Genomic DNA, 25057 nt, shown 5'->3' with positions numbered 1-25057 from the left:
AGGGGCACGGGCGATAACAAAGCAACAGGGGATGAGCCATGGCTGAACGCCGCAAATTTATCGCAGGTAACTGGAAGATGCACGGGCTGGGATCGAGCGTGAGCGAAATCGGCCCGATCGCGGCAGCTGCCGATGCACTGGATGGCGTCGATGTCGCGCTATGCGTGCCCGCCACATTGATCCACCGCGCCGCGAAGGCCGCGCCTACGCTCTCCATCGGGGCGCAGGATTGCCATCAGGAGGATGCGGGGGCGCACACCGGCTGCATCTCCGCCGCCATGTTGGCCGAAGTGGGGGCAAGCCTCACGATCGTAGGCCATAGCGAACGCCGGCAGGACCAGCATGAGAGCGATGCCGATATCAAGGCCAAGGCCGAAGCAGCCCGCGCGGCTGGCCTGTCGGTCATTTTGTGCTGCGGAGAAACCGAGGCGGAACGGGACGCCGGGCAGGCTGTTTCCCGCGTCACCGATCAGATCGCCGCTTCCATGCCGGACGGTGCGGCGGCAGACTGGCTCACGATCGCTTATGAACCGATCTGGGCGATCGGCACCGGGCGGGTTCCGGGAACCGATGACGTCGCCGAGATGCACAGCGCGATCCGCGCAAAACTGCGCGACCTGATCGGTGATGAGGCGGAAGGCATTCGCATTCTCTATGGCGGATCCATGAACGGTGGCAATGCTGCGGAGTTGCTGGCGGTGGGCGACGTTGATGGCGGCCTCGTCGGCGGCGCTAGTCTCAGCGCGGACAAGTTCGTGCCCATCATCGAGGCGGCGGCAAAGGCTGGTTGAACGGCGCGCCTGAACCTCAGACTAGCGCAAGCATCCGATGTGCCGCCATCGCTTGCGAAAGCGGCGGCACATCGCTATGTGCGCCCCCTTCCAAGGGACCCCGTGAATTCATGACGCTCTTTCATTTCCTTATCGTGGTGCAAGCCATCGTCGGCGCGGCGCTTGTCGGCATTATCCTTATGCAGCAGAGCGAGGGCGGGGGCCTTGGCATGGGCGGCAGCCCGTCCGGCCTGATGTCGGCGCGCGGCGCGGCGAACTTCCTGACGCGCGGTACAACGGTGCTGGCCATCCTGTTCGTCACGCTGTCGATCGCGCTTGCCGTGGTTGCCGCCAAATCCGGCGCACCGAGCGAAATCGATACCAGCTTCGAACGCCGCGCACCGGCAGCGGATGGATCGGGCGAACTCCCGGTTGGCACGGTTCCGGGCGATCCGGTTCCCGCGAGCGCGCCTCCGGGCGCGACCGATACCGCTCCGGGGCAGGACGCCCCGGCGGGTAACGCAGTCCCGCTCGACAAATAATTCAATAAAGCGGGGATAAGGCCGATCGAGCGCTGGACATCCCGGCGTTTCGATCCCTAAGGCTCTCCTCCCATGGCGCGGTATATTTTCATCACCGGCGGCGTGGTCTCCTCGCTCGGAAAAGGTCTCATGGCGGCATCGCTTGCCGCCCTTCTCCAGGCGCGTGGCTACACCGTCCGCATTCGCAAGTTCGATCCTTATCTGAACGTCGATCCGGGGACGATGAGTCCCTATCAACATGGCGAAGTTTACGTCACCGACGACGGGGCGGAGACCGATCTCGACCTTGGCCATTATGAGCGCTTTACCGGCGTCTCGGCCCATCAGAGCGACAATGTCACGTCGGGCCGTGTGTACCGGGACATCATCGCCAAGGAACGGCGGGGCGATTATCTGGGCGCTACCGTGCAGGTGGTCCCGCACGTGACCGACGCCATCAAGGAATTCGCACTCGCCGATACCGAGGGGCTGGATTTCGTGCTGTGCGAGATCGGCGGCACCGTTGGCGATATCGAATCGCTGCCGTTCATCGAGGCGATTCGCCAGCTGCGCAACGAGCTGGAGCCAGAACAGTCTGTCGCGATTCACGTTACGCTGGTGCCGTTCATTGCCGCCGCGGGCGAACTGAAGACCAAGCCTACACAGCACAGCGTCCGCGAGCTCGCAGGCCTTGGCATTCAGCCAGACCTGCTGCTGTGCCGCTGTGAACGCCCCCTGCCCGATAGCGAGCGGCGCAAGATCGCGCAGTTCTGTAACGTGCGCAAGGAGGCGGTGATTCCGGCGCTGGATGCCAAGAGCATTTACCAGGTGCCGCTTAACTATCATGCCGAGGGCCTCGATACCGAAGTGCTGCGCGCCTTCGGATTGCCGGACGAAGGCACGCCCGATCTGTCGCGCTGGCACGATATTCTCGATCGCTTCGAACATCCCGAAGGGGAGGTGACGATCGGCGTAGTCGGCAAATATGTCGGCCTGCCGGATGCCTATAAATCGCTTAGCGAGGCGCTGGTTCATGGCGGCATGGCGAACCGTGTTCGCGTGAACATGAAATGGCTCGATGCCGAGATGTTCGAAGAGGATTCGGACGATCTGGCTGCGAAGCTGGAGCCGATGCACGGCATTCTCGTGCCGGGCGGTTTCGGCGAGCGCGGGAGCGAGGGCAAGATCGGCGCGATTCGTTTTGCGCGCGAGACCAAGGTGCCGTTCTTCGGCATTTGCCTCGGCATGCAGATGGCCTGTATCGAGGGGGTCCGCAATCTGGCTGGCAAGGCTGACGCTTCGACCACTGAATTCGGGCCCACCGATGAGCCCGTCGTCGGCCTGATCACCGAGTGGATGAGCGAAAAGGGCCTGGAGGAGCGCCGCGAGGGCGGCGATCTGGGCGGAACCATGCGTCTGGGCGCTTACGAGGCGAAGCTCGACGGCAATAGCCATGTCGCCCGGATTTACGGGTCTGAGACCATCCAAGAGCGCCACCGCCACCGGTATGAGGTGAACACCCATTACGTTCCGTCGCTGGAAGACGGCGGTCTCGTCTTTTCCGGCATGAGTCCGGATGGCACGCTGCCCGAGATTATCGAGCGGCCGGACCATCCCTGGTTCATCGGCGTGCAGTTCCACCCGGAGCTGAAAAGCAAGCCTTTCGATCCGCACCCACTCTTCGCCAGCTTCATCGAAGCAGCGGTGAAGCAGAGCCGACTGGTCTAGGTCGAAACGAAAAAGGCGGCCGATCGCTCGGCCGCCTCCTCATTCTTGCTAGTGTTGTTTGCGATCAGGCCGCGCGGATATGGCGCTGTTCTTCGCGCGCATCCTCGGCAGGCTCATCGTCGACCGTCTTCGCCGTGACGCCGTTGACCGCAATCTTGCGGGGCTTCAGCGCCTCGGGCACTTCGCGGAACAGCTCGACCGTCAGCAGGCCGTTCTCCAGATTCGCGTTTTCCACGCGGATATGGTCGGCAAGCTGGAAGCGGCGTTCGAAATTGCGGTTGGCGATTCCCATGTGCAGGAATTCGCGGTTCTGTTCGCCCTCTTCCTTCGCGCCGCGCACGATCAGCTGATTCTGCTGCGCGGTAATGTCGATCTCGTCCGGTGCGAAACCGGCCACGGCGACCGTGATCATGTACCGATCATCGGCGATGCGTTCGATATTGAAGGGGGGATAGTTATCGCTCTGCATCGTGCGGCCTGCATTTTCCAGCAGATCGAACAGCCGGTCAAAACCGACGGTAGTGCGGCGATAGGGGGTGAAATCGTTACGGTTCATTTCTTCATTCTCCATCGAGCAATTCAGAAGATGGAGCCGGACAGGTCCGCGCTCCGTTAATTCGCAGGCCCCGAATGGCGACCTACGAGAAGCAAGATGGTCGTTACGACACCGTTTTCAAGAGGGCTGTCGAGCGGCTGCCCGGCAAAGAAATTGACGCAGACCGTAAGCCCAAACGAAAAGACCCGGGCCGAGGCCCGGGTCTTCACGTGACGATGGTTCGTCCTGTTTTTCGGTCGCGCGGTGGACCGGGTCTCCCCTTTGCCCCGACCAGGCCCTGCGCGTGCCCTTCTCCCTGAACCTCAGCCTTATCTGGCTGCGCTCGAAGTGCGTAGTCTTGATGCCGCAAGTTCAGGGGGCGTTCAAATGAATCCGGCTTCAGGCGAACGGAATTCGGCTCGCCCGTTGCAATCCTGCAACAAGTGGTGCGGCCTGTGCCGATCGCTTGCCACCATCGCTGCACGCCCTTAAGGCGGCGGCCATTCGCCGATAGAGGTCTTCCATAATCCCATGATCCTGTCCCGTTCCGAATGGATGGTCGCCAAGCGTTACCTGCTGCCTGGCAAGGGGGAGGGCTTTTTGTTCCTCGTCGCCAGCATCAGCCTGATCGCGGTGATGTTGGGCGTAGCCTCGCTGATCATCGTGATGAGCGTGATGAACGGCTTTCGCGCGGAGCTGTTCGACAAGACGGTGGGACTCAATGGCCATGCGGTGGTGCAGGGCTATGGCGGGCGCCTGCCCGACTGGCGCGAAATTCTGAAGGACGTGGAGGAAACCCCCGGCGTCACCGAAGCGCAGCCGCTGATCGAGCAGCCGCTTCTTACCAGCTTCAACGGCCGAGTGGAGGCGGTGCTCGTACGCGGGATGCTGCGGCAGAACATCCTCGATAACCCGACGCTGGAGGGTAAGACGGTCGCTGGCGATCTGCGCGCTCTGGAGCCGGGACAGGAACGCGTCGCCATCGGCTCGCGGCTCGCCCAAAACCTTGGCGCGACGGTCGGATCGCGCATCACAATCATAAACCCGGCAGGTCGCGCAACGCCGTTCGGCACTGTGCCGCGAGAGATCAGCTACGAAGTCGTCGCGATCTTCGAGGTCGGCATCTACGATTATGACGAAAGCTACATCGTCATGCCGATTCAGGATGCGCAGACGCTGATGCTGATGGGCGACGAAGTCGGCATGATCGAGCTGAAGACGGTCGATGCGGACAGGGTGGGTGAAATCCTGCAGCCGCTCATGCCCAAGATCGCGGGCCGCGCGATCGTCACAGATTGGAAGACGCTCAACAGCTCGCTGTTCGAGGCGCTGGCGGTGGAGCGGGTGGCGATGTTCGTCGTGCTGTCGATGATCGTGCTGGTCGCCGTGTTCAACATTCTCAGTTCGCTGATCATGATGGTGCGCGGTAAGACCCGCGACATCGCGATCCTGCGCACCATGGGCGCGACCCGAAAATCGCTGCTGAAAATCTTCATGACGGTGGGCATTACAATCGGATCGCTCGGTATTCTTGCCGGGCTGGTTCTGGGCTTCGTCTTCCTGTTCTTCCGGCAGGGCGTGGTGAACGTGATCCAAGCGATTACGGGCCAGAACTTGTGGGACCCTTCGGTGCGCTTTCTCACCGAACTACCGTCCAAGACCGACCCGTTCGAAGTGACCGCGATTTGCGTTCTCGCCTTCGTGCTCAGCGTGCTCGCAACGCTTTATCCCGCGTTCAAGGCGGCGAATACCGATCCGGTGGAGGTTCTGCGCTATGAATGACGTGATCCGCCTGACCGATGTCCGCCGCAGCTTTTCGCAGGGCGGCGTCACAATCGACGTGCTGCGCGGCGTGAACCTTCATGTCGCCGAGGGTGAGATTGTGGCCCTACTCGGACCCTCGGGATCGGGCAAATCGACGCTGCTTCAGGCGGTGGGCCTGCTGGAAGGCGGATTCTCGGGTTCGATCCGCATCGACGGCGTCGAAGCGTCCGCGCTCGACAGCAACGATCGCACCACGCTGCGGCGGGAGAAGATCGGTTTCGTTTATCAGTTTCATCACCTTCTCCCCGATTTCGATGCGCGCGAGAATGTGGTGCTGCCGCAGCTGATCGCGGGTTCGCAGAAGGCCGAAGCGGTGGAGCGTGCCGAACGGCTGCTCGTCAAGCTGGGCCTGGAAAAGCGGCTTGACCATCGCCCGTCCAAGCTATCGGGCGGGGAGCAGCAGCGCGTGGCGGTTGCCCGCGGTCTCGCCAACCGGCCCAAGCTGATCCTGGCGGACGAGCCCACCGGCAATCTCGATGAGAAGACCGCCGATGTCGTCCTGGCCGAATTTCTCTCGCTGGTGCGGGAGGAAGGCTCCGCGGCGCTGGTGGCGACGCATAATGAGCGTCTCGCGGGCAAGATGGACCGGGTCGTGCGCCTTCACGAAGGCGTGATCGAATAGCGGCCTTAACCTTCGGGTTTGGCCAGCTTCTGGCGAATGTCCCGCATCGTCGACCAGACGCCGTAAACCAGCATCGCGGCGAGAAAGAACCATACCCAGATCGGGATGTTGCGGCCGACGATCGCCAGATAAACATAGGCTGAAACGAAGAACACGCCTGCGCTGAGCACCGGGAGGACGATCGGTTTGCCGCCGCGTTTGTTGCGAACGAGCCAGGCGATCGAGAGCAAAAAGAACGGGATCGCGCCCACATAGATGGCGCCAAACACCAGCGGATCGACGCCGTAATTCGCGCCGAGCGAATAGAACCAGTTCTGCACGTCCTGCCACATCGCCGCTGGTCCCTTACCGTCTCATTCATCCACAAGATAAGGGGCCGCGCCCCTCGCCGAATCGGCCTAGCTTCGCTATCTGTTCGAAATATGTCTTACGCCCCGTTCGTACCACTCCGCGTCTTTTCCGCCTACACCATGCTGGAAGGTGCAACGGATGCGAAGGCGATTGGGGGACGCGCGCGCGGCCTTGGATTTCCGGCGGTCGCAGTGGCCGATCGCAACGGTCTTTACGGCGCCATGGCGTTCGAAAAGGGATGCCGCGATGTCGGCGTGCAGCCCATCATCGGCGCGATGCTGGCCGTGTCACGCCCAGGCGGCGATCCGGCGAGCCCGCAGATCGATTGGCTTGCGCTCTATGCGCAGGATGAAGGCGGATACGACAATTTGTGCGCGCTCGTTTCGCAGGCCCATCTGGACCGCCCACTGGAACAGGCGCCCCATGTTGCGTTCGAGGCATTGGAGGGGCGCACCGATGGGCTGATCGCGCTGACGGCGGGCGGCGAAGGAGCGCTCGCCCGTCATTTGGAAGAGCGCCAGCCGGATAAGGCGGCGGCTTATTGCGAGAAGCTGGAGGCGCTTTTCCCCGGTCGCCTTTATATCGAAGTCAGCCGGCGCGATGATCCGGTGGAAAAGGCGGCCGAAGCCGGTCTGCTCGATCTGGCTTATGATCGCGATATTCCGCTGGTTGCCACCAATCCGGTGCTTTTTTCCGAACCCAGCTTTCACCGCGCCCACGATGCGATGCTGTGTATCGCAGGCGGGCAATATGTGCTCGATGACAATCGCCGCAAAAGCCCCCGCGAGAGCTGGATGAAGCCCGCCGTACAGATGCAGGAGCTGTTTTCGGACTTGCCCGAAGCGCTCAACAACACCTTGGTAGTGGCCAGGCGCTGCGGCATCGGCGCGCCCAAGCGTCCACCGATCCTGCCCAGCATTGCCGGCGATCTGGACGGAGAGGCCAAGCAGCTTGCCGATGATGCACGCGCCGGTCTGGAGGCCCGCCTCGCGCTTTACGACGATCTGGGCAGCGAACAACGCCAGAGCTATTTCGACCGGCTCGATTTCGAGATCAAGGTTATCGTTGGCATGGGATTTCCCGGCTATTTCCTGATCGTTGCCGATTTCATCAAATGGGCCAAGGCGAACGACATTCCGGTGGGGCCGGGGCGCGGCTCGGGCGCGGGCTCGGTGGTCGCCTGGGCGCTGACCATCACCGATCTCGATCCGATCCGCTTGGGGCTGCTGTTCGAGCGCTTCCTGAACCCGGAGCGCGTGTCGATGCCGGACTTTGATATCGACTTCTGCGAAACGCGGCGCGGCGAGGTGATCCGCTATGTCCAGAAGAAATACGGCTCGGACCATGTCGCGCAGATCATCACCTTCGGAAAGCTGAAGGCGCGCGCCGTGCTGCGCGATACCGGCCGCGTGCTGCAGATGAGCTACGGGCAGGTCGATCGCCTCTGCAAGCTTGTCCCCAATCACCCGACCGATCCGTGGGATCTGGCGCGGGCGCGCAAAGGCGTTGCCGAATTGCGGCAGGAGATCGAACGGGACAGCAATGTGGCCGAACTGTTCGAATTGGCCGGCAAGCTGGAAGGCTTGCCGCGCCACAGCTCCACCCATGCCGCGGGCGTGGTGATCGGGGATCGTCCGCTGGCCAAGCTGGTGCCGCTCTACCGCGATCCGCGCTCGGACATTCCGGTGACGCAATTCGACATGAAGTTCGTGGAGACGGCGGGCCTCGTCAAATTCGACTTCCTTGGCCTGAAGACTCTTTCTGTTCTGCAAAAAGCGGTGCAGTTCATTGCCGAGCGCGGTGAGACGGTGGACCTTTCCACGCTGCCGCTGGACGATCCGGGCGTGTTCGAGCTTCTGAAGCGCGGCGAGACGGTTGGCGTCTTCCAGCTGGAATCGGAGGGGATGCGCCGCACGCTAGCCGCCGTTCGCCCAACCGGGTTCGAAGACATCATCGCGCTCGTCTCGCTCTACCGGCCCGGGCCGATGGACAACATCCCGATGTTCGGCCGCCGCAAGAATGGCGAAGAGACGATCGAATATCCGCATCCCCTTCTGGAGCCGATCCTGAAGGAAACCTACGGCATCATCGTCTATCAGGAACAGGTGATGCAGGCCGCGCAGATCCTGGCTGGCTATAGCCTTGGCGAGGCCGATCTGCTGCGCCGCGCGATGGGCAAGAAAATCCAGGCGGAAATGGACAAGCAGCGCACGCGCTTCGTGGAAGGCTGCGCTGCCAACGACATTGACGAGCCGCGGGCCAACCAGCTGTTCGATTTGATCGACAAGTTCGCAGGCTATGGCTTCAACAAGAGCCACGCCGCCGCCTATGCCCTGCTCGCCTATCAGACGGCGTGGCTGAAGGCGCATTATCCGGAAGAGTTCTTCGCCGCCTCGATGTGCTTCGACATGCACCAGACCGACAAGCTTGGTATTTTTGTGGACGACATGCGCCGTCTGGAGATCGCCTGCTTGCCGCCGACGCTTAACGAGAGCGAGGCGGAGTTCTCCGTGGAGACGACGGAGGAGGGCGGCCGTGCGGTGCGCTATGCGCTCGCCGGCCTCAAGAATGTAGGCGAAAAGGCGATGGAAACGGTGGTCGCGGAACGCCGCACCAAGGGCGCCTTCAAGTCGCTCGACGATCTGACTGGGCGGATCGATCCCACCCTGCTCAACAAGCGCAGCATCGAAACGCTGGCCGCCGCCGGTGCCTTTGATGCGCTGAACCCGGATCGCGCCGCCGTGCAAGCCGGGGCGGAAACCATTCTTGCCGCCGCACAATCGGCAAAAGCGATGCGCGATAGCGGGCAGGGCGGTCTGTTCGGCGGCGAAGAAAGCGACATTCCGGCGCTGCGTCTCCCAACCGCAGAACCATGGTCTCCCGGTGAGATCATGACGCGCGAAAAAGATGCGTTCGGTTTCTATTTCTCGGCGCACCCCGTGACGCAATATCGGGCGCAGCTGATGGCGAACGGCGTCAAGACGCAGGCCGATCTCGCCGCCCTCCCACCGATTGCCGAGGGCGAGCGGCGGCAGGTGAAAATGGCGGCGCTGGTGGAAAATGTGCGGTGGCGCGAATCCCGCCGCGGCAGTCGTTTCTGTATGGTCGAACTGTCGGACACCAGCGGGCAATTCAGTGCGAGCTGCTTCGAAGAGGACGTCGGCAAAGTGCTGTCGCAGGCAGCTGACGAGAGCGCGTGCCTGCTCCTAGATGTCGAGCTGGATATGCGGCCGGGCGACGACAATGCGCGCCTGACCGTGCGCGCCGCCAGACCGCTCACCGCCAGTGCGGGATCACTGGCCGAAGCGCGGCTGTGCCTTGAACTTCAGGTCGATTGCGAAATTGCCCTGCGCGAGGTGGCGAACATAACATTGCCGCTTTCGGGCGGGCGCAGTGAGTTGATCATCGACGTACCGGGACCACGAGGGCGCACGCGAATCTCGCTTGGAAGGACATTCCGGGTTGACGAAGCCCTGCGCGAACGGCTCATGTCGCTGGAGGGGATCAGCCATGTTGCGGAGTTGAGGCCGGCCGGCCCGCCGCCTTTGCGCTTGGTCTCCTGAAAAAGCGCCCGAACAGGGCGGTTCGATAGGAGAGAGATATGCTCGGAGCGATGCAGGACTTCCCGCTGCTCGTCACCAACCTGATCGATCATGCGGAGCGAGAGCACGGCCCGCGGGAGATCGTAACCCATTGGTCCGATGGTGAGCTCAGCCGCAGCAACTGGGCCACAGTTGCCTTGGAGGCGCGCAAGTTTGCGCAGATGCTCGAGCGTCTTGGCATGAAGCGCGGTGACCGCGTGGCAACCATCGCCATGAACCATGCCCATCACATTTCCAGCTGGTACGGCACGGCGGGCATGGGCGGCATTCTCCATACGATCAATCCGCGCCTTCACGCCGATCAGCTGGTCTATGTCCTGAACCATGCGGGTGACCGGCTGTTGTTCGTGGATACGATGTTCCTGCCGCTGGTCGAAGCGATCCGCGATCGGCTGGAGACGGTGGAACAGGTCATCCTGTTCGATAACGCCAAGCCCGGCGGCGAACTCAAAACCTATCGCGAGCTGATCGATGCCGAAGACGGGGATTACGCCTGGGTTTCTGCGGACGAGCGCGATCCGGTGGGGCTGTGCTATACCTCTGGCACCACGGGCAATCCCAAGGGCGTGCTGTATGAGCATCGCTCCAACGTCCTGCACGCCATGACGGCGCTGCAACCTGCGGTGATGGACCTTTCCTCCCGCTCCGTGATGCTGCCGATCGTGCCGATGTTTCACGCCAACGCCTGGGGCATCCCCTTTGCGGCCGCCGCGGTGGGCGCGAAGATGGTTTGTTCCTGCTCCAATGACGGCGGCGTCCTGTGGAAGCTTTTCCGCGAAGAAAAAGTCACGTTCAGCGCAGGTGTGCCGACCGTCTGGCTCGCCATGTTTGCCGATATGGACGCCAATGGCGGCGACTACGGGGCGCTCGAGCGCGTGGTCATCGGCGGATCGGCCGCCCCGCGCGCGATGATCGAGCGGCTCAAGAAGGCGGGTATAACGGTTGCCCATGCCTGGGGCATGACGGAAACCTCGCCCATCGGCACCACCGGCGCGCGGCCCCACAACTGGGCCGAGCTTGATTTCGATGCGCAGGTGGACATCATCACCAAGCAAGGCCGCCCGCCCTTCGGCGTGGAGCTGCGCGTCGTGGACGAGGATGGGCAGGAGTTGCCGCGCGACGGGGAGAGCAGCGGGCGGCTTCATGTGCGCGGGCCCTGGGTGCTGCGGCGGTATTTCCGCGCCGAGGAGGACACCGTGGATGCGGACGGCTGGTTCGATACCGGCGACGTGTCCGTACTCTATCCCGACGGCACCATGCAGATCACCGATCGCGCCAAGGACGTTATCAAGTCCGGCGGCGAGTGGATCAGCTCGATCGAGCTGGAGAATGAAGCGCTGGGTTGCGACGGGGTTGCGGAGGCGGCGGCGGTGGGCGTGCACCATCCCAAATGGGACGAGCGCCCGCTGCTTCTGATCGTGCGCAAGCCCGGTTCCGGCATCGGACCGGAAGATATTCTCGATCATCTGCAGGGGCGCGTCGCGAAGTGGTGGCTGCCCGATGAGATCAAGTTCGTCGAGGAGCTTCCGCACACCGCAACGGGCAAGATCCTGAAGCGCGCAATTCGCGACGAATATGCCGACTACAAGCTGGAGACGATCGATGAGTGATTCCCATATCGATCCGCAGCGCGAGCAGTTCGAGATATTCAAAAGCCTGCCGCGCGACCAACCGATTGAAATGCTGAACCTGGTGCGCTTTCGGGAAGCAGCGGACTACCCGGCCGATCATGCGCTGGCGGGTGAAAAACTTTCGGGCGCCGATGCCTATCGCAACTATGGCAAGGAGAGCGGCCCCATATTCTCGCGCGTCGGCGGGACGATCGTCTATCGGGGCGGTTTCGAGACCGTGCTGATAGGGCCAACGGACGAGCGCTGGGATGCCGTCTTCATCGCACGTTACCCGGATGCCGGTGCTTTCCTGGAGATGGTGACCGACGAGGACTATCGCAAAGCGGTGGTTCACCGTCAGGCTGCGGTCGAGACCAGCCGGCTCGTTCGCCTTTCGCCGGCAGACGGTGGCAAGGGCTTCGGCTGATCCAGCCAATGCCCGCCGTACGATGCGAAAATCATCAGATCAGCCGTAGCTGACCATCTGTTTCCGGCCTGCGGAAAAGATCGCAGCGCAGATCGAACTTGCCCTTCACGAAGCCGTGGCGGCGGCGTGCTATATCCATTCGGGTCCGAAGCAGCTCGGCCCATGGCCCTTTGCCGCGCATCCTGGCGAAGAAGGCAGGGTCATTGTCTTTGCCGCCGCGCAGCTCGCCCACGATCCGCATGACGCGGGCGGCGCGGTCCGGATAATGCACGTCCAGCCAATCTCGGAAAAGCGGCGCAAGCTCGTGCGGCAGGCGCAGCGGGATTGCGGACACGCCTTTCGCTCCGGCACTGGCAGCAGCCTGCGTAATGGCTTCGATTTCGTGGTCAGTAATCGCAGGAATGATGGGCGCTATGTTGACATAGGTCGGTACGCCCTTGGCCACGAGCGTCTCGACCGCCTTCAGTCGCCGAGAGGGATGCGCGGCACGCGGCTCCATGATGCGAGCCAGCGCCGGATCGAGCGTGGTGACGGAGATCGCCACTGCCGTCAGGCCGTCCTGCGCCAGATCGACGAGCAGATCGAGATCGTCCAGCACACGGTCCGATTTGGTGGTGACGCAGATGGGATGCCGCGTTTCCACCATGAGTTCGAGCACGGCGCGGCTGATGCGATAGCGCCGTTCAATCGGTTGATAGGGATCGGTGTTCGTGCCGATAGCGATAGGCCGGACGGCATAAGTCGGCTTGGCCAGCGTCGCACGCAGGAGTTCCGCGGCCTGCGGCTTCGCAAACAGCTTCGTTTCGAAATCCAGGCCGGGCGAGAGATCGTGAAAGGCGTGGCTGGGCCGTGCAAAGCAATAGACACAGCCATGCTCGCAGCCACGATAGGCGTTCACGGATCGATCGAAGGGCACATCGGGGGAGCGATTGAAGGTGAGGATGCTTTTGGCGTGTTCTTCGGTAACCTGCGTGCGCAACGCGGGTGCTTCGCCATCGATTGCGCAGCGGGCATCGCGCCAATCGCCGTCCATCTCGCGCACCGCCAGCCCGAACCGCTGCGAGACGTCCGCGCGCGTGGCCCCGCGCCCCTTGGCAATATTTCGATCCGCCGACTCTGCCATGGAAGCGGAGTAGCACGAGAACATATTGGGAACAATAAGCCGAGAAAGCAGTCTTGATGCTCGACTGAATTCAGGACTCAGTCGAAACGAAAGCCATTATCGCTCCGAAAGACGCGGCATCAACTCCACGAAGTTGCAGGGCTTGTTCGTACTGTCGAGCTGATCGCGTAGAATGCCGTCCCAGCCATCCTTTACCGCGCCGTTGGAGCCGGGCAGGGCGAAGATGTAGGTCGTCTTGGCGAGTACCGCGCAGGCGCGCGACTGGATGGTGGACGTACCGATGGTCTTGAAGCTGAGCCAGCGGAACAGTTCGCCAAAACCTGGGATGTCCTTTGATTTCACCCGCTCAAGCGCCTCGGGTGTGACATCGCGGCCGGTCAGTCCCGTGCCACCTGTCGAAATGATACAATCAATCTGCGGATCGTCGATCCATTCTTCCAATTTTAAGACGAGTGCATCGGCGTCGTCGCGGCAGATGGTGCGCGCCACCAGCTTGTGGCCCTCGTCCGATATGCGCGCCGCCAGGATATCCCCGGAGGTATCATCGGCTTCGGTGCGGGTGTCGGAGACCGTCAGCAGTGCGATGTTGACAGGTTTGCCGGCCATCAGCGCTGCGCCATGGCGCGGCTATCATTCTTGCGCACCCATGCGGGCCCGCTCATGCCCGGAAAGCGCGGCCAAGCATTCTGTGACAGCCCTTCCAGGCTCTTCGATTCTTCGCCCGCCATGGTTTGATACATCCAGTAATTGCGCAGGATTATCCCGACATAGGCGCGCGTTTCCCAATAAGGGATCGACTCGATGAAGAGCAGCGGATCACCCTGATCACGCACGTCATATTTCCAGCGGCCGACCGGGGAGGGGCCTGCGTTGAACGCTGCAATGACTTTCGGCAGCAGTCCTTCGGTCTGGTCCATGTCGCGAAGCTGTTCCAGATAGCTTTGGCCATATTCCAGATTGACTTCGGGTCGCTTCAGATCGGCCGCGGAGAAATAGCTGCCGCGTGCGCGCGCCATGTCCGCCGCGGTGCCAGGGCGCACCTGCATCAGCCCGCGTGCATCGGCCGGGCTTACCGCGTCGGCCTGAAAACGCGATTCCTGCAAGGTGTGGGCAAAGACCAGCCAGGGATCGACCCGCCAGCCTTCTTTCGGCGCCCATTTGGGGGCGGGATAGCGATCGAACGGATTAGCGCTCGACCCGCTGGGTCCATAATGCGCAAGATAAAGCTGCGTGGACGGCAGGCTGAGCTGGTGCGCAAGCGCCAGCAGATCGGCGCGCTCCTCATCGCCGCCAATCTTCGCTTCATGCCGCAAGACCTGATCCGCCAGGCCGCTTTCACCGAAGCTGGCAAGCGCGGTCGCAATGCGGACATTGGCGTTGCTCGCAATGCGGCCGGATACCGCCTGACCGCGGTTCTTCGGCGCGGCGCGGGTCATACCGAGCTGTTCCTGAGCGAGGATGCCGTAAAAAGTCTCGCCATATTGCGCGGCGGTCTGCAAACGCGGCTGCGCTTCCCCAGGGCGGCGTGCGGCGACGCTTGCGCGCGCGCTCCAGTAAAACCCAGCGGCGCGCGTTTCTTCATTGGCGGCGAATTTGCCGACCCGGTCGAATGCCTGTGCCGCATCGGCGTAATTTTTCATGCGCCAACTGGAAAGGCCGCGCACCCAATCGGCCTGCGGAGCCCACTCACCGGTTCCAGTGCTCGCGACCTCGGCCATGCGGCGCGCGTTGGCGTCATCATTTTCAATATAATAGCCCCAGGCCACGCGCTGCTGCATTTCGGTAAGTGCGGAGGGCGAGAGACCGTCGAGGCCTGCAAGCAGCGCGGTTTCCGCGCCAGCGGGATCGTCTGCCTTGATCCGGTCCACAATCGCGTTGCGGGTTGCGGTCGCGGCTGCATCGGAAACCTCGCTGGGGTCCGCACGGCGTGGGCTGGAGCCGAGATAGGCCAGGCGCCGAACCTGCGGCGTATCGGGAAGAAACTGTGCGCCGCGCTTTTGCGCCAGGCGGCTCAGCTGCTCGGCCTGCGGCAGATAGGGCGCGGTGTTGATCAGCGAAAGGAGCGGCCCCAGCTCGACGCGTGGGCTTCCTGCTGCAAGATACAGCTCCGCGCGCGCCATGTTGGCGAGCGGGCCCGCAGGTGCATTGGCCAGCATGGCTTGTGCCTCCGCCCAGCGCTGCTGCTGGATCGCGGTGAAGACGAGGGCGAAATCGTCATCATTGCGGATAGCGGGAACCTGGATGGCGGGCGTAGCGGGGACCGGTGCCTCGATTCCCGTAATCAGATCGGCGGGTACAGCATTGCTGGCCGCTGCGTTGTCGCTACCTGCAAAGGCCGGCGCGGCAAGAGCGGTTGTCGCGATAAGGAAAGGGAGGAACTTTGCTTTCACCAGGTACCTTCTTTCAGCAGCAATTGCAGATCATCCCAGGCAGGCCGCTTGCAATGCGGACGCCTCAGGAGCGTGCGCGGATGGTATGTGGCTACCAGCGCCTTTCTGCCGCCATCATGGTTAAATTCGTGTAAATGCGCGCGGGCCCCGGCGATCGGCTGCGCAACGAGCGCCTCGCTCGCAGCCGTACCCAGAATCAGGAGATTATCGGGTGCCGCAAACGCGATATGACTGCGCATCAGATCGGCCAACTGGGGCAGGTCGCCGACAGGCAAACGTCCGCTCGGCGGACGCGTGACCGACAGGCTGGCACGGTAGCAGGCAGCCACATCAATCCCGATGGCCGACAGCATGTTGCGTAGAAGCGTTCCGGTGGAGCCGGAAAGGATGGTGCCGGACGCAAGATCGTCCTCGTCCGGGCAGTCGGATATGATCATGAGCGGCGCCTGCAATTCGCCATGCGGCAATGCGCGCATCTGCCCATAATGCGTGCCTGGCAGATCGTCCGTGCGGCGCAGCCGTTCATGCAATGCCTCCAGCGTCGCCGGGAACGGCGGCGCGGGCGTTGCAGCGGGCGTGTGGCCGGGCGCGGGGGCGTTCCCCGGTTGGGGGGCATGCGCCGGTGCGAGCGCCGGCTTCACGCGCGGTGCCAGCTTTGGCGCAGCGGGCGGCGCCTCCAGCCAATTTACGGGCTGATGGGCGCACCAATCCTCGACACCCGCCAGCTGCCACCAGCTGATGAGCGATTCGACCGCCGCCTCTTGTGATTCGACCGCCGCCTCTTGTGTTGTCATCCCGCCCGTCATCGGACGCGTGAAGCCACAGCAAGGGGGCGCGCGTCAATTGCCACGGAACGAAAAACCTGCAAAACGCCTTGAATGTAGGATGTAATGAGACGCGCCGGATGAGGCGCGGCGCCAGATAAGGGGATGCCGGGTGAGCGAACGCGAAGCCATGCCATATGACGTTGTGATTGTAGGCGGGGGGCCTGCAGGCCTGTCAGCTGCAATCCGTTTCAAACAACTTGCGGATGAGGCAGGCGCTGATCTGAGCGTCTGCGTGCTCGAAAAAGGGTCTGAAATCGGGGCCCACATCCTGTCGGGCGCCACCGTCGATCCGCGCGCGCTCGACGAGTTGCTGCCGAATTGGAAAGAAGACGGCTGCCCGATGGCGCAGACCCCCGTCACCGAAAACCTGCATCTCGTGCTCTCCAAAAACAGTTGCTTCTCCATTCCGGAGATCGCGCTGCCCCCGCTCATGGGCAATGACGGCTGCTATACCGGATCGCTCGGCAATATGTGCCGCTGGCTTGGCGAGCAGGCCGAGGGCATGGGTGTGGAAATCTTCCCCGGCTTCGCAGCGTCCGAGGTTCTCTATAATGAAGACGGATCAGTGCGCGGCGTCGTCGCCGGCGTCATGGGCATCGGCCGCGATGGTGAGCATAAGCCGGATTATGAACCGGGCGTAGAACTCACCGCGAAATACACTTTCTTCGCGGAGGGCGTGCGCGGCGGGCTGACCAAGGGGCTGAAGGCTGAGTTCAATCTGGAGGCGGATTGTCAGCCGCAGGTCTACGGCCTTGGCCTGAAAGAACTGTGGGACATCGATCCGGCCAAGCATGAGCCGGGCAAGGTTGTTCATACGCAAGGCTGGCCGCTTGATGAGGCATGGGGCGGGGGCTTCCTGTATCATCAGGCCGATGGTCAGGTTGCGCTCGGCTTCGTGGTGGCGCTGAGCTATCGTAACCCGCATCTGTCGCCGTTCCAGGAATTTCAGCGCTGGAAGCACCACCCCGAAATTCGCAAATATCTGGAGGGCGGCAAGCGCGTGGCGTACGGCGCACGGGCGATCAACGAGGGCGGATGGCAGTCCGTGCCCAAACTCGCATTTCCGGGCGGCGCGCTGATCGGCTGTTCCGCGGGTTTTGTGAACGTGCCGCGCATCAAGGGTACGCACACCGCCATGAAGAGCGGCATGCTAGCTGCCGAAGCCGCGTTCGAGGCGATCCAGGCGGGACGCGAAGCGGATGAGCTGTCTGCTTACCAGCATAATCTCGACCATAGCTGGATCGCGACCGAGCTGAAAAAAGTCCAGAATGCAGAGCCTTGCGTCGACAAGTTCGGTGGAACCTGGGGTACGCTTCTGGGCGGCATAGACATGTGGATGCGCACGCTGAAGATCGGCCTGCCTATCTCAATGAAGCACGAGCCCGATTATACCAAACTATGGCCCGCCGAAGCTTGCAAGAAGATCGAATATCCCAAGCCCGATGGGGTGATCAGCTTTGACAGGCTATCTTCGGTCTATCTTTCGAATACCAATCATGAGGAAGACCAACCGGTTCATCTTCAGCTCAAGGATCCAAGCCTGCCGGTTGAAAAGAACCTGCCTATCTTCGACGGCCCGTCGCAGCGCTATTGCCCTGCAGGTGTCTATGAGTTTGTGGAGGAAGGCGGCGAAGAGCGCTTCCAGATCAACGCGCAGAATTGCGTCCATTGCAAGACCTGCGACATCAAGGATCCTTATCAGAATATCAATTGGGTGGTGCCGGAAGGCGGGGGCGGCCCCAATTATCCCAATATGTAAGCCCTGAAAGCTCATGTGACTTCTGAAACGGAAATCGCTTACGCCAAGCTCAACCTGGCGCTGCATGTGCGCGGCCGGATCGCTGGCGGCTATCATGCGCTTGAGACGGTTTTTGCGTTCTGTGACGACGGAGACCGTTTAAGCGGTGTCGACGCAAGAAGCTTGTCCTTGACGGTGACGGGACCGTTCAAAGATGCGCTGGAAGGCGAGGATGAGGATAATCTCGTCCTGCGCGCGGGCCGAGCGGTAGCGGATGCGTTTGCTCCGGAACGCGGCGCGTCGCTGCGCTTGGACAAGCGTTTGCCTGTGGCGTCGGGTATCGGCGGTGGCTCAGCCGATGCCGCCGCGGCGATCAGGCTGCTCAACCGGCTCTGGCGGCTTGAACGACCGCTCTCCGATTTCGAGGCGATAGCAGGCGAATTGGGAGCGGACGTTCCGGCCTGCCTTTTCAGTTGCAGCGCTTTTGGCACGGGCAAGGGTGATGATCTGCGCTTCGTCTCGATCGATGGTCTGGAAGGTCGGCATCTGCTGCTCGTCAATCCGGGCATGGCGGTCTCGACTGCCGACATTTTTCGCAGATGGCATGGCCGGGATGGCGGCGCGCTTGCAGGGCTGAAGCTGTCTTCGCTGCAAAAGTCAGCGCGCAACGATCTTGAGAAGGCTGCGGTCGCGCTTGTCCCCGAAATTGGTGAGCTGCTGTCCGCTTTGGGTCGGCACAGCGATTTTGCGCGGATGTCGGGCTCGGGCGCGACCTGCTTTGCCCTGTTCGATAGCGCCGATGCGGCCGCGACGGCGCGGGACGATCTGCGCGCGCAATTCGGCGACCATTGGCCGGGATTTTGGACCATGACGGCACAACCGCGCATCGAAGCTTGCGATGATGCCGCGTCCGCGCCAGAGCGAGCGACGTCATGACCCGTCGCCTTGCCATCATTTCCATATTTCTGCTCGCCGCCTGCAGTGGACAGCCGGACAACGAAACCTTGGCTAAGGCTGAGGCAGAGCAGGGCGCGATGCAGGCAGACAATGGACGGATCGATTGTGCGCTGGACGGTGCCGAAACCTTTTCGCGCGAGTGTACGACCGATCGTATTTCCGGGCCGGATCGCGAACTTCTGATTATCCAGCATCCGGATGGCGGGTTTCAACGCTTTGAAATCGTGACTGACGGACGCGGGCTGATCGCAGCTGACGGGTTCGACGATACGGAAATTCGGCTGCTCGACAATGACGAGATCGAGGTGACCGCCGGCGAAGATCGTTACAAACTGCCTGCGCGGATCCAGTCGGGCGCCGCCGCCAGCGACGCCCAGTGAGCGTAGATGGCAGCCCCGTTCTGCGCGTCGCGGCTTTGGGCGACGGGCTTACCGAAGACGGCCGCCATGTGGCACTGGCGGCACCCGGAGACCGCGTCGATACAGACGGCACGATCCACTTCGGTCCGCACCATCAAGAGCCACCGTGTCGGCATTTTCCCGAATGCGGGGGATGTCAGCTGCAGCATCTGGATGATGCGACAATCGCAGACTTTGTCAGAGACCGCGTTCTCAACGCGCTGGAAGCCAATGAGATTGTTCCGGACGATGTAGCGCCGGTTCATCTTTCTCCACCGCAGAGCCGTCGCCGCGCAGTGCTGCATGCCATCAACGGTCCCAAGGGGCCGCGTATCGGCTTTACGAAAGAACGCAGTCACCATGTGATCGACATGTTCGAATGCCATGTCCTCGATCCGCGACTGTTCGCAATGGTGGCCCCGCTCCGCGCCCTTCTCGGTAACCGATTGGCCAAGGGTGGCGCGGCAGAAATAACGCTGGCGATTGCCGATCAGGGCGTCGACGTGGCGATCAAGGGCGCGCGGTTCGAAGGTCTTGAAGGCCATGACGCCATCATCGATTTTGCCGAGCAGCATGGTCTCGCACGCCTCAGCCTGGACGATGGCTACGGTCCCGAACCGCGCTGGGAGCCGCGGCCGGTTACGATCAGCTTCGGTGGTATCGCGGTACCGTTGCCGCCGGGCGCTTTCTTGCAGGCAACGGCAGATGGTGAGGCCGCGCTGATCGAAGCTGCGCGGGCAGGCATAAGCGATGCTGCAACAATCGCCGATCTTTTCGCCGGGCTGGGCACCTTTGCGCTATCGCTGGGGCAGGGAAGGCGCGTGTACGCCGCAGAGGGCGAGCGTGCCCTGGTGGAAAGCCTGAAGGCCGGTGCAAATGCAGCGCGGCTTCACGCCGTGTGCGAACATCGCGATCTGTTTCGCCGTCCGCTGGAGACCGCGGAACTGGACCGGTTCGAAGCGGTGATCCTCGATCCGCCGCGGGCCGGTGCGCGGGAACAATCTATCCGTCTCGCCGAGGCGAAGACCCCGCATATCGCCTATGTCAGCTGCAATCCGGCAAGTTTTGCGAAAGATGCTGCGCGGCTCGTCGCCGGGGGCTATCGGCTGCGCAAGGTGACGCCGGTGGGCCAGTTTCGCTGGTCCACCCATGTCGAGCTGGTCGGGACTTTCGAGCGCTAGATCGTCTGGAGTAGCGCGATAATGGCCAGGCCGATCAGGCAGAGGGTCGAAAGAAAGAACAGCACGAAACGCACCGGCACCTTGTTGACCGTCGCCTGCCAAACACTGTGCAGGACGCGCAGGCCAACATACCCCCAGGCCAGCCCGACGCTGAGATCATTCACGCCTCCGGCAAGGCTGAGGATCACAATCACCGCATAGAAGAGTACAGGCTGTTCCAGAAGGTGATTGTAATTATGCGCCTTCCATTGCGAGCGATCATCGATGACGCCGTCCAGATCCTGCCCACGGCCGCCCGCGCGGGCTGAGAGATCGATCTTAGCTTTCGCCATGGCGGGAAACCGCGTGGCGACCATCCAGAGCAGCATCACCAGCGTCCAGCAGATGAGCACCGCGCCAGGCGCAAGAATGGCGGTATCGAGCATGTTTTTCTCCCTGTTTCGCGCAGGGGAGACTGCGCGAGGGACGCAACAGCGTCAATCGCGGATGAGCGTGGCACTCAAATCACGATAGGTCCTTCCCCGTTAAGAACGGGGAAGGACAAATGGCTAGCGTTTGCCGATAGCGAAGACGTTGTCGGCGGGTTCGGGCGACTTTTGGCCAGTGTACAGGCTAGCCATCGGTTCGTCGGTTACCACATGGCATCCGCTCGTGCCGAAGCCGTTGAACTGCGTCCTCATGGCCGAGCCATAGGCGCCCAGCATGCCGATTTCGATATAATCGCCTACCTTCACGTCTTCCGGCAGAAGGAAGGGGCCGGTCATATGGTCCAGATCATCACAGGTCGGGCCGTAGAAGCTGTATTCTGCCAGCGGTGCCTCTTCGCCGCCCTGGCGCAGCAACTGCACCGGGAAACGCCAGCCGATATGCGCGGCGTCGAACAGCGCGCCATAGGCACCGTCGTTGATGTAGAGTTCCTGGCCGCGGCGGCGTTCCACCTTCACGATCAGTGAGTTATACTCGGCACACAAAGCCCGGCCCGGTTCGCACCAAAGTTCGGCCGAGTAGCTGATCGGAAGATCCCAATAGGCGCGATAGATCGTCTCGAAATATTGCTCCATGGCCGGAGGCTCGAGCCCCGGATAGATCGACGGGAAACCGCCGCCAACATCGATGTAATCTACCAGCACCGAAGCCTCGACGATCGCGGCGCGCACGCGCTCCAGAGCCGTCACATAGGCATGCGGCGTCATCGCCTGACTGCCGACGTGGAAGCAAATGCCCAAACCGTCCGCGGCCTGGCGCGTGGCCATCAGAAGCTTCGCAGTTTCATGCGGTTGCGCGCCGAATTTCGCAGCGAGGCTCAACTGGGCATGATCGCTGGGAACGCGGATGCGCACGAACAAGTCCAAATCAGCGGCGTTGTCCGTCGCGCGCAGGATCTTTTCCAGCTCTTCATGGCTGTCGAGCGAGAAGGTGCGCACAGCGTGGCGCTCATAAGCTTCGCGGATTGCGCTCTCCGCCTTGACCGGGTGCATGAAGCACAGTTTCGCCTGCGGCAACGCCGAACGCGCGGCGCGCACTTCCGCGATCGATGCAACGTCATAATGGGTCACGCCCGCGCGCCACAGCGTGCGCAGCAAGGCCGGCGAAGGATTGGCCTTCACCGCATAGAGCGTCTTGCCACGGAAGTTTTCCGTGAAGAAACGCGCGGCGCGCTCCGCCGCATGGGGGCGGACCAGCGTCACGGGTTCGTCGGGCGCGGTGGCCTGGACTACAGCGAGAGCGTCAGGAAATTCGTGCAATTCAAGGGACCCCCAAAGGATTAGATTCAGTCGGAGCTGCCTTGCGGTATGGAAGGTCCCATGGGGCAGCGGAGGCGCGATATATGGACGCGCCGGGGCGCTGTAAAGTGGTTTCGGTATGGATAAACGCCATAGCCCGAAGTGAACGGACGCGCCGGACCGATCGTTCCGACATTCGTCGGGGAAGGAAGGCCTTCTACGGAAGAATGCCCCGTCAACTCAGGCGGTCGCGGAAGGTGGTCCAGTCAAACCGGCGCACCTCACGCAGCTCGTCGGTTTCGCTATCCCACAGCCAGATCGATGGCAGCGGCACGCCGTTGAACGTAGTGGTTTTAACCATCGAATAATGGGCCTGGTCCAGGAAAGCGAAGCGCATGCCGGGCTCCATCGGCCCGGGAAGGCGATAATCGCCGATAATGTCTCCGGCGAGGCAAGAGGGGCCTCCCAGGCGGATGACCGGTCCCTCGCGCGGTTCGCCGAGCATAGCGGGCCGATAAGGCGCCTCGATCACATCGGGCATGTGGCAGGTTGCGCTGATATCGGTGATGCCGACGGGCATGCCGTTGTCGATCACATCGAGCAGTTCGCCCACCAGGATGCCGGCATCGAGTGCGATGGTTTCGCCGGGCTCCAGATAAACCTCACAGCCGGTGGTTTCGGCGACATCATCGAGGAAAGCGATCAGCTCTTCCCGGTCGTAATCGTCGCGGGTGATATGATGTCCACCGCCGAAATTCAGCCATTTGAGGTCGTCGATGAACGGTTCGATATAGGGAACGATCGCTTCCCAGGTACGATAGAGCGGTTCAAATCCCTGTTCGCACAGGCTGTGGAAATGAAGGCCGTCGACCGGCTCCAGATGGGCCTCGGTCAGCTGATCGACCGGTAAGCCGAGGCGGCTATGCGGCTGGCAAGGATCATATTTCTCGACTTCGCCCTCCCGGTGCATCGGATTGATGCGCAGACCGATATCGAACTGCTCGCCGCCGTCGCGCAGACCGATGATCGCCTTGGAATGGCGGGCGATCTGGGACGGCGAGTTGAAGATGATATGGTCGCTCATCGCCGCGATTTCGGCAAGGTCTTCGGCCTTGAAGGCGGGCGAATAGGTCGCGATCTCACCTTCATATTTGTCGAAAGCGAGGCGCGCTTCCCAAAGGCCGCTGGTGGCGACGCCGTCCAGATATTCGCCGATCAGCGGGGCGACTTCCCACATCGAAAAGGCCTTCAGCGCGGACAGGATTTTTGCCCCCGAACGCTGTTTGACGTCGGCGAGAATTTCCAGGTTCGCGCGCAGCTTGGCCGCATCCACCACGAAAGCGGGGGACGGTACGCGCGCCAGATCAAAACGGGCGAAGGCGCCGGGGTCGCCGGCTTGCGTGTTCATCATCTTGGGCTCCATAGGGCGGTCTCATAAACGTCTCGAGCCGTTCACGCCAAAGGAAACCCGACTTGCCAGACCAGGCCGACTATCTGACGCGCCCGCAACTCTATGCGCTGTCGCTGGCGACCGCGGTGGTGGTGGCGAACGCCTATTACATTCACCCGATCGTGGCGCCGGTGGCGGACAGTTTCGGGGTGAGCCATGCGATGATCGGCGCCGTACCGGCGCTTAACCAGATCGCGCTGGCCATCGGTATCTTCCTGTTTCTGCCGCTCGGCGACCGGGTGCGCAACTCGCGCCTGGCAGCCGTATTTACCGTCGGCCAGTTCGCCGCGATCGCCTGTATGGCACTGGCCAAGGATTTTGCGCTGTTTACCGCGGCTTCCACGATCCTGGGGCTGTTCACCATCACCCCCTATCTTATCCCTGCTTATGTTTCGAAGCGCGTCGATCCTGCGCAGCTCGGCCACGCGGTCGCGATCGTCACGACAGGCGTCGTCTTCGGCATCCTGCTTGCCCGCGTGGGCGCGGGGTTGATCGGCGAATATTGGGGCTGGCGGCCGGTCTACTGGATTGCAGCGGGATTGCTCGCGATCACTTCGGTTGCACTACCCTGGCTGATGCGCGAGCCGAAGCCGCTGCGCGCCGCGGAAGACGAGGTGACTTATGCGGCCCTCCTCGGTTCGACGCTGAAACTCATGCGCGGGCATCCGCACGTTCTCCTGTCCGGCGCGATCCAAGGAATGAATTTCGGTATATTTCTCGCGGTCTGGCTTGCGATCGGTCTTTATCTTCCAGACATAGGCTATGGCGTCGATATTGTTGGTTATCTTGCCGGTATTTCGATCGTCAATCTCGCGATCACACCGCCCTTGGGCAAATGGACGGACCGGGTGGGGCCGCGAAAAGCGCGTCTCATCGTCGCGGTTGTGCAGCTTTGCGCGGTCGGGTTGCTGTTTCTGGGCGGCGGCAACCTGTTCCTACTCGCCATTCCCTTGCTGGTTATGACAGGCGCCGGTCCGATCATCGACATCTGCGGACGGGCGACGTTCCTGATCGAGGAACCGTCGATCCGCACGCGGTTGATGACGATCTACATCATGCTGATGTTCATCGGTGGCGGTATCGGCAGCTGGGCAGGGACCGCGGCTTACGAATTCGCCGGATGGACCGGAAGCTGCTTTTTCGTGCTGACATTATCGCTCGGCGTGACGGCGGCTTCTGCCTATGCGCGACGGGTGCCGAAGGCGGGGCATTAACGCCACTTGTCAGTGCTATCACGCGCAAAACAGTCCGGAGCGACCGGACGGCTCCGAACTGTTTT

22 protein-coding genes are annotated in these 25057 nt (G+C 62.2%); 13 read left to right on the top strand and 9 right to left on the bottom strand.

The features are described from left to right. The first annotated feature begins 38 nt into the window (after nucleotides 1-38). The 3 genes from tpiA (at nucleotide 39) to I6A82_RS10310 (ending at nucleotide 3019) form a co-directional block, all read left to right on the top strand. Complete coding sequence (gene tpiA, locus I6A82_RS10320) at nucleotides 39-791, top strand: triose-phosphate isomerase (protein ID WP_198094803.1); 753 nt, start codon at nucleotides 39-41, stop codon at nucleotides 789-791. A gap of 110 nt (nucleotides 792-901) precedes the next feature. After that, nucleotides 902-1312 carry a preprotein translocase subunit SecG gene (gene secG, locus I6A82_RS10315; RefSeq protein WP_198094802.1) on the top strand — a complete coding sequence of 137 codons (411 nt, stop codon included), beginning with the start codon at nucleotides 902-904 and terminating at the stop codon, nucleotides 1310-1312. A gap of 72 nt (nucleotides 1313-1384) precedes the next feature. Beyond that, nucleotides 1385-3019, top strand: a complete 1635-nt coding sequence (locus I6A82_RS10310) for a CTP synthase (RefSeq protein WP_198094801.1) — start codon at nucleotides 1385-1387, stop codon at nucleotides 3017-3019. Between the two features lie 64 nt (nucleotides 3020-3083). Here I6A82_RS10310 and I6A82_RS10305 read toward each other — a convergent pair whose 3' ends face one another. Beyond that, nucleotides 3084-3575, bottom strand: a complete 492-nt coding sequence (locus tag I6A82_RS10305; protein WP_198094800.1) for an Hsp20 family protein — start codon at nucleotides 3573-3575, stop codon at nucleotides 3084-3086. 510 nt (nucleotides 3576-4085) lie between these two features. On the opposite strand from I6A82_RS10305, the gene I6A82_RS10300 reads away from it, so the two are divergent. Together I6A82_RS10300 and I6A82_RS10295 are read left to right on the top strand one after the other, a co-directional pair. After that, a complete protein-coding gene (locus I6A82_RS10300; protein ID WP_187336226.1) occupies nucleotides 4086-5336 on the top strand; it encodes a lipoprotein-releasing ABC transporter permease subunit in 1251 nt (416 codons plus the stop codon). Then, a complete protein-coding gene (locus tag I6A82_RS10295) occupies nucleotides 5329-6000 on the top strand; it encodes an ABC transporter ATP-binding protein (protein WP_198094799.1) in 672 nt (223 codons plus the stop codon). Before I6A82_RS10300 ends, I6A82_RS10295 begins: the two co-directional genes overlap by 8 nt. Nucleotides 6001-6005: 5 nt before the next feature. Here I6A82_RS10295 and I6A82_RS10290 read toward each other — a convergent pair whose 3' ends face one another. Then, entirely contained in the window at nucleotides 6006-6332 is a 327-nt protein-coding gene (locus I6A82_RS10290) for a hypothetical protein (RefSeq protein ID WP_198094798.1), read from the bottom strand. Between the two features lie 90 nt (nucleotides 6333-6422). Here I6A82_RS10290 and dnaE point away from each other — a divergent pair, with 90 nt between their 5' ends. The 3 genes from dnaE to I6A82_RS10275 are packed head-to-tail and all read left to right on the top strand — an operon-like array spanning nucleotide 6423 to nucleotide 11990. Then, a complete protein-coding gene (gene dnaE / locus I6A82_RS10285; RefSeq protein WP_198094797.1) occupies nucleotides 6423-9914 on the top strand; it encodes a DNA polymerase III subunit alpha in 3492 nt (1163 codons plus the stop codon). 38 nt (nucleotides 9915-9952) lie between these two features. Further along, nucleotides 9953-11563 carry a long-chain fatty acid--CoA ligase gene (locus I6A82_RS10280; protein ID WP_198094796.1) on the top strand — a complete coding sequence of 537 codons (1611 nt, stop codon included), beginning with the start codon at nucleotides 9953-9955 and terminating at the stop codon, nucleotides 11561-11563. Further along, nucleotides 11556-11990 carry a DUF1330 domain-containing protein gene (locus I6A82_RS10275; protein ID WP_198094795.1) on the top strand — a complete coding sequence of 145 codons (435 nt, stop codon included), beginning with the start codon at nucleotides 11556-11558 and terminating at the stop codon, nucleotides 11988-11990. The genes I6A82_RS10280 and I6A82_RS10275 overlap by 8 nt, the downstream gene beginning before the upstream one ends. A gap of 34 nt (nucleotides 11991-12024) precedes the next feature. On the opposite strand, the gene I6A82_RS10270 is transcribed toward I6A82_RS10275, so the two are convergent. From I6A82_RS10270 to I6A82_RS10255, 4 genes are all read right to left on the bottom strand, one after another. Continuing rightward, on the bottom strand, nucleotides 12025-13113 hold the full coding sequence (locus I6A82_RS10270) for a PA0069 family radical SAM protein (RefSeq protein WP_198094794.1): 1089 nt from the start codon (nucleotides 13111-13113) through the stop codon (nucleotides 12025-12027). 96 nt (nucleotides 13114-13209) lie between these two features. Further along, on the bottom strand, nucleotides 13210-13719 hold the full coding sequence (gene moaB, locus I6A82_RS10265; RefSeq protein WP_187336217.1) for a molybdenum cofactor biosynthesis protein B: 510 nt from the start codon (nucleotides 13717-13719) through the stop codon (nucleotides 13210-13212). Further along, complete coding sequence (locus tag I6A82_RS14695; RefSeq protein ID WP_332310961.1) at nucleotides 13719-15503, bottom strand: lytic transglycosylase domain-containing protein; 1785 nt, start codon at nucleotides 15501-15503, stop codon at nucleotides 13719-13721. The genes moaB and I6A82_RS14695 overlap by 1 nt, the downstream gene beginning before the upstream one ends. Then, complete coding sequence (locus I6A82_RS10255; protein ID WP_198094793.1) at nucleotides 15500-16297, bottom strand: uracil-DNA glycosylase family protein; 798 nt, start codon at nucleotides 16295-16297, stop codon at nucleotides 15500-15502. The genes I6A82_RS14695 and I6A82_RS10255 overlap by 4 nt, the downstream gene beginning before the upstream one ends. Before the next feature lie 142 nt (nucleotides 16298-16439). Between I6A82_RS10255 and I6A82_RS10250 the strand changes: the two genes are divergently transcribed. The 4 genes from I6A82_RS10250 to I6A82_RS10235 are packed head-to-tail and all read left to right on the top strand — an operon-like array spanning nucleotide 16440 to nucleotide 20604. Continuing rightward, complete coding sequence (locus tag I6A82_RS10250; RefSeq protein WP_198094792.1) at nucleotides 16440-18089, top strand: electron transfer flavoprotein-ubiquinone oxidoreductase; 1650 nt, start codon at nucleotides 16440-16442, stop codon at nucleotides 18087-18089. Nucleotides 18090-18104: 15 nt separating this feature from the next. Then, nucleotides 18105-19004, top strand: coding sequence for a 4-(cytidine 5'-diphospho)-2-C-methyl-D-erythritol kinase (locus tag I6A82_RS10245; protein ID WP_332310960.1), 900 nt, complete (start codon nucleotides 18105-18107; stop codon nucleotides 19002-19004). Next, nucleotides 19001-19405: a hypothetical protein gene (locus I6A82_RS10240; RefSeq protein ID WP_198094791.1), complete on the top strand. Its 405-nt coding sequence runs from the start codon at nucleotides 19001-19003 to the stop codon at nucleotides 19403-19405. The genes I6A82_RS10245 and I6A82_RS10240 overlap by 4 nt, the downstream gene beginning before the upstream one ends. After that, nucleotides 19402-20604, top strand: coding sequence for a class I SAM-dependent RNA methyltransferase (locus tag I6A82_RS10235; RefSeq protein WP_198094790.1), 1203 nt, complete (start codon nucleotides 19402-19404; stop codon nucleotides 20602-20604). Before I6A82_RS10240 ends, I6A82_RS10235 begins: the two co-directional genes overlap by 4 nt. On the opposite strand, the gene I6A82_RS10230 is transcribed toward I6A82_RS10235, so the two are convergent. From I6A82_RS10230 to I6A82_RS10220, 3 genes are all read right to left on the bottom strand, one after another. Continuing rightward, nucleotides 20601-21029 carry an MAPEG family protein gene (locus I6A82_RS10230; RefSeq protein WP_198094789.1) on the bottom strand — a complete coding sequence of 143 codons (429 nt, stop codon included), beginning with the start codon at nucleotides 21027-21029 and terminating at the stop codon, nucleotides 20601-20603. The genes I6A82_RS10235 and I6A82_RS10230 overlap by 4 nt on opposite strands. Nucleotides 21030-21152: 123 nt before the next feature. After that, nucleotides 21153-22349, bottom strand: a complete 1197-nt coding sequence (locus I6A82_RS10225; RefSeq protein ID WP_198094788.1) for a type III PLP-dependent enzyme — start codon at nucleotides 22347-22349, stop codon at nucleotides 21153-21155. A gap of 214 nt (nucleotides 22350-22563) precedes the next feature. Next, entirely contained in the window at nucleotides 22564-23736 is a 1173-nt protein-coding gene (locus tag I6A82_RS10220; RefSeq protein WP_198095584.1) for a carboxynorspermidine decarboxylase, read from the bottom strand. A 65-nt stretch (nucleotides 23737-23801) separates the two neighbouring features. Here I6A82_RS10220 and I6A82_RS10215 point away from each other — a divergent pair, with 65 nt between their 5' ends. After that, nucleotides 23802-24992 (top strand): MFS transporter, encoded by a 1191-nt coding sequence (locus tag I6A82_RS10215; protein WP_232343402.1) that lies wholly within the window; start codon nucleotides 23802-23804, stop codon nucleotides 24990-24992. The last annotated feature ends 65 nt before the right edge of the window (nucleotides 24993-25057 follow it).

The sequence above is a fragment of the Novosphingopyxis sp. YJ-S2-01 genome (genome assembly GCF_016093175.1).
GTDB lineage: Bacteria > Pseudomonadota > Alphaproteobacteria > Sphingomonadales > Sphingomonadaceae > Novosphingopyxis > Novosphingopyxis iocasae.
The sequence above is the reverse complement of the archived record's forward strand: the minus strand, read 5'-3'. Positions and strand labels throughout refer to the sequence as shown.

Coding starts and splice junctions, on each gene's coding strand:
- I6A82_RS10240 (WP_198094791.1), top strand. CDS start 19,001: ATGACCCGTCGCCTTGCCATCATTTCCATATTTCTGCTCGCCGCCTGC.
- dnaE (WP_198094797.1), top strand. CDS start 6,423: ATGTCTTACGCCCCGTTCGTACCACTCCGCGTCTTTTCCGCCTACACC.
- moaB (WP_187336217.1), bottom strand. CDS start 13,719: ATGGCCGGCAAACCTGTCAACATCGCACTGCTGACGGTCTCCGACACC.
- I6A82_RS10300 (WP_187336226.1), top strand. CDS start 4,086: ATGATCCTGTCCCGTTCCGAATGGATGGTCGCCAAGCGTTACCTGCTG.
- I6A82_RS10305 (WP_198094800.1), bottom strand. CDS start 3,575: ATGAACCGTAACGATTTCACCCCCTATCGCCGCACTACCGTCGGTTTT.
- secG (WP_198094802.1), top strand. CDS start 902: ATGACGCTCTTTCATTTCCTTATCGTGGTGCAAGCCATCGTCGGCGCG.
- tpiA (WP_198094803.1), top strand. CDS start 39: ATGGCTGAACGCCGCAAATTTATCGCAGGTAACTGGAAGATGCACGGG.
- I6A82_RS10295 (WP_198094799.1), top strand. CDS start 5,329: ATGAATGACGTGATCCGCCTGACCGATGTCCGCCGCAGCTTTTCGCAG.
- I6A82_RS10255 (WP_198094793.1), bottom strand. CDS start 16,297: ATGACAACACAAGAGGCGGCGGTCGAATCACAAGAGGCGGCGGTCGAA.
- I6A82_RS10310 (WP_198094801.1), top strand. CDS start 1,385: ATGGCGCGGTATATTTTCATCACCGGCGGCGTGGTCTCCTCGCTCGGA.
- I6A82_RS10275 (WP_198094795.1), top strand. CDS start 11,556: ATGAGTGATTCCCATATCGATCCGCAGCGCGAGCAGTTCGAGATATTC.
- I6A82_RS10230 (WP_198094789.1), bottom strand. CDS start 21,029: ATGCTCGATACCGCCATTCTTGCGCCTGGCGCGGTGCTCATCTGCTGG.
- I6A82_RS10270 (WP_198094794.1), bottom strand. CDS start 13,113: ATGGCAGAGTCGGCGGATCGAAATATTGCCAAGGGGCGCGGGGCCACG.
- I6A82_RS10290 (WP_198094798.1), bottom strand. CDS start 6,332: ATGTGGCAGGACGTGCAGAACTGGTTCTATTCGCTCGGCGCGAATTAC.
- I6A82_RS10280 (WP_198094796.1), top strand. CDS start 9,953: ATGCTCGGAGCGATGCAGGACTTCCCGCTGCTCGTCACCAACCTGATC.
- I6A82_RS10220 (WP_198095584.1), bottom strand. CDS start 23,736: ATGAACACGCAAGCCGGCGACCCCGGCGCCTTCGCCCGTTTTGATCTG.